Origin of the sequence: Hydrogenophaga sp. 2FB, from assembly GCF_005503365.1 — a bacterium.
GTDB lineage: Bacteria > Pseudomonadota > Gammaproteobacteria > Burkholderiales > Burkholderiaceae_C > Hydrogenophaga.
In genome coordinates this window covers 1-3,117 of the sequence record NZ_SCML01000112.1, presented here as the reverse complement: position 1 = coordinate 3,117, position 3,117 = coordinate 1, and the positions used below count along the sequence as shown (strand labels likewise).

The 3,117-nt window shown below is 68.4% G+C and carries 3 protein-coding genes; 2 read left to right on the top strand and 1 reads right to left on the bottom strand.

All coding sequences use genetic code 11. The features are described 5' to 3' along the window. Positions 1 to 1,073: methyl-accepting chemotaxis protein (locus FFS09_RS30365; RefSeq protein ID WP_171020281.1), on the bottom strand; the 1,073-nt coding region annotated here is incomplete at its 3' end. A gap of 217 nt (positions 1,074 to 1,290) precedes the next feature. On the opposite strand from FFS09_RS30365, the gene FFS09_RS30360 reads away from it, so the two are divergent. Both FFS09_RS30360 and FFS09_RS30355 read left to right on the top strand, forming a co-directional pair. After that, positions 1,291 to 2,466, top strand: coding sequence for an MFS transporter (locus tag FFS09_RS30360; protein WP_137922625.1), 1,176 nt, complete (start codon positions 1,291 to 1,293; stop codon positions 2,464 to 2,466). Between the two features lie 40 nt (positions 2,467 to 2,506). Beyond that, positions 2,507 to 3,013, top strand: coding sequence for a YidB family protein (locus FFS09_RS30355; RefSeq protein WP_137922624.1), 507 nt, complete (start codon positions 2,507 to 2,509; stop codon positions 3,011 to 3,013). Positions 3,014 to 3,117 lie beyond the last annotated feature (104 nt).

Sequence of the window (3,117 nt, the reverse complement as noted above, 5' to 3'; positions counted from 1 at the left end):
TTGCTGCTGTGGTTGATCTCGTCCATCGTGGTCACGACCTGACCGACCACCTCGCCACCGCGCACGGCGATCTCCGCCGCACTCGCGGCCAGCTGGTTCGCCTGGCGTGCCGCGTCGGCGCTCTGGCGCACGGTGCTCGTGAGTTGCTCCATGCTGGCGGCGGTCTCCTGCAGGTTGCTCGCCGCTTGTTCGGTGCGCGCGCTAAGGTCCTGGTTGCCCGAGGCAATTTCGCTGCTCGCGTCGGCCATCGCGCCCACGCCGCTGCGGATGTCGCGCACGATCAGCGAGAGCGCGTTCTGCATGCGCTCGATGCCCGCCAGCACGCGCGCGGATTCGTCGCTGCCCTGCACCAACACACGGTGGGTGAGATCGCCCGCGGCCACCCGCTCGATGGCGCGCGCCGCCGCATCGAGCGGACGCGTGATGCGCAGGCTGATGGCGACACCCAGCGCCAGCGCCAGCATCAGCAGCGCGCCGGCCACGCTCAGCGTGACCCAGGTGGAGCGCCGCTGAAGATCGCCCAGCGACGCGACCATGCCGTCCACGCGCACCGTGACCGCGTTGCTGATCTCGAGGAAAGCTTCGTCGGCCTGGCGCACGTCGCCCTTGGCGGGTTCCATCGCGCGGTTGGCGCTCCAGGGGTCGTTGATCTCGCCGCGCGTGATGCCGGTGTGGATGGCCTCGACAGCGCCGCGGTATTTCTCCAGCCCGGCGGCCATGCGGTCGAGCGAGGCCTGTTCGGTGGCTTGCAGGCTGGGCTTGAGCGCCGCCAACCGTGCCAGGCCCGCGTCCGCCTGCCCGCGCCAGGACTGGAAGTAGCGTGTGAGCGCTTCTTCCTCGGCCAGGTTGAGGAACATGTCCTTTTCATACCGGCGCATGTTGGCGACATCGGCCCGCACATCGCCCAGCGCGCGCACCGCCGCCACTTCGGTCTGCACCAGTTGCTGCCCCGTGGCCACCGCGTGCCGCAGGCTCATGAGCGCCGAGGCAGCGACCGAGAGAATGCCCAGCGCACACAAGGCCAGCAACAGCGCCAGCTTGGCGCGAACGGAAATACGGGATAGCCAGTTCATCGGAAAAACCTTGTTGTCGATGCGTGGGCGCCACCGCGGCGCCCACGCAGATCTTTTCGGAGTCCGCACCCCCAACTTGAGGCCATTCGTCGCACCTTCTCCCGGCAACACGCTGTCATTGTTCATGCATTAGCTCTTATTTTTGAAGCAGTCATGTCGATTTGATGACAACCCCGTGACGGCAGGGTCTGCCGGTTTCGCGTACAAACGGCGGCACATGAACAAGAACCTCTGGTTGCTGGCCACCGCGCAAGGCCTGTTTCTCACCAACAACGTGGTGTTCATCGCCATCAACGGCCTCGTGGGCCTGGCGCTGGCGCCCTTTGGCTGGATGGCCACGCTGCCGGTGATGGGCTATGTGGTGGGCGGCGCGCTGTCCACGCCGCTGGTGGCGCGCACGCAAAGCGCGCTGGGGCGACAGGCCTCGTTCCAGATCGGGCTGCTGGTCGCCCTGGGCTCGGCCTTGTTGTGCGCCTGGGCGGTGATGGACCGCAACTTCTGGCTGCTCGTGGCAGCCACGGTGATTGCCGGTTACTACAGCGCCAATGGCCAGCTCTACCGCTTCGCCGCCGCCGAGCTGAGCACGCCGGCGTTTCGAGACAAGGCCATCTCGCTGGTGCTGGCGGGCGGGCTGGTGGGTGCGGTGCTCGGGCCCAACATCGCCGCCCGCACCAAGGACTGGCTGGGCGTGCCGTTCGCGGGTGCGTACGTGGCGCTGGCCGTGGTGGCGGTGCTGTCGATGGTGGTCATGGCCTTCATGCGTTTCCCGCCCGCGCCCCCCGCCGTCGCGGGCGCGAGCCGTGGCCGGCCGCTCTCGGTGATCGTGCGCCAGCCGGTGTTCATCGTCGCCACCGCGGGCGCGGCGCTGAGCTTTGGCGTGATGAACCTGCTGATGGCGGCCACGCCGCTGGCCATGCAGGTGTGTGGCTTTCCGTTCGACGACGCCGCGCTGGTGCTCGAATGGCATGTGATCGGCATGTTCGCGCCGGGTTTCTTCACCGGCCACCTGATCGCGCGCTTCGGCGTGCTCCCCATCATGGGCGTGGGCGTGCTGCTCAACATCGTCTGCATCGGGGTGGCGCTCTCGGGCGTGGACCTGCACCAGTTCCTGATCGCGCTGTTCCTGCTCGGCGTGGGCTGGAACTTCCTCTTCACCGGCGCGACGACGCTCTCGCTGCAGGCCTACCGGCCGGAAGAAAAAGACCGCGCGCAGGCTTTCATCAATTTCTGTGTGTTCGCCACCATGGCGCTGACCTCGTTCGCGTCGGGCGCGCTGGTGACCACGCAGGGCTGGCAATGGCTCAACATCGGCTCATTGGCACCGGTGGCGCTCACCGGACTGGCGCTGATCTGGCTTGCCTGGGTGCGTCGGCGGGCAGACAATCCGGCCTGACCGCGCGGCCATCCCGGCCCGCCACAACAGGAAACACACCATGGGACTTCTCGACTCTTTGATCGGCGCCGCCACCAACGGCTCCCTGGGCTCTTCGCAAGGGGAGCGCGCGTCGACCGGCGGCATGCCAGGCGGGCTGGACCCGCAGATGCTGATCGCCCTGGTCGGTTCCGTGCTGGCCAGCTCGGGTGGATTGCAGGGCCTGCTGGCCAAGCTGCAGTCGGGCGGGCTGGGCGACGCGGTGCAATCCTGGATCGGCACCGGCGAGAACCAGCCGGTGTCGGGCGAACAACTCGGCAGCGCGCTCGGCCCGGACCTGATGGGCCAGATCGCGGCGCAACTCGGTGGCAGCCAGGCGCAAGCCTCGGGCACGCTGGCCGACCTGCTGCCCGGCCTGATCGACCAGCTCAGCCCCAAAGGCCAACTGCCCGATGACAACGCCTTGGGCGGCCTCGGTGGCCTGGGCGCCTTGCTCGGTGGCGGCCAAGGTGGCGGCAACGCGGCCGACCTCATGGGCATGCTTGGCGGGCTGATGGGCAAACGCTAAGCGAGCGCATCCGGAGCGAAGTGCCCCGTCCAGAGCACCGCGGAACCGGCTTCGCCGGGCCGCTGGTGTTGCCCCTTGGGGGGGGTGACGCCGCAGGCGGGGCG

Coding starts and splice junctions, on each gene's coding strand:
- FFS09_RS30360 (WP_137922625.1), top strand. CDS start 1,291: ATGAACAAGAACCTCTGGTTGCTGGCCACCGCGCAAGGCCTGTTTCTC.
- FFS09_RS30355 (WP_137922624.1), top strand. CDS start 2,507: ATGGGACTTCTCGACTCTTTGATCGGCGCCGCCACCAACGGCTCCCTG.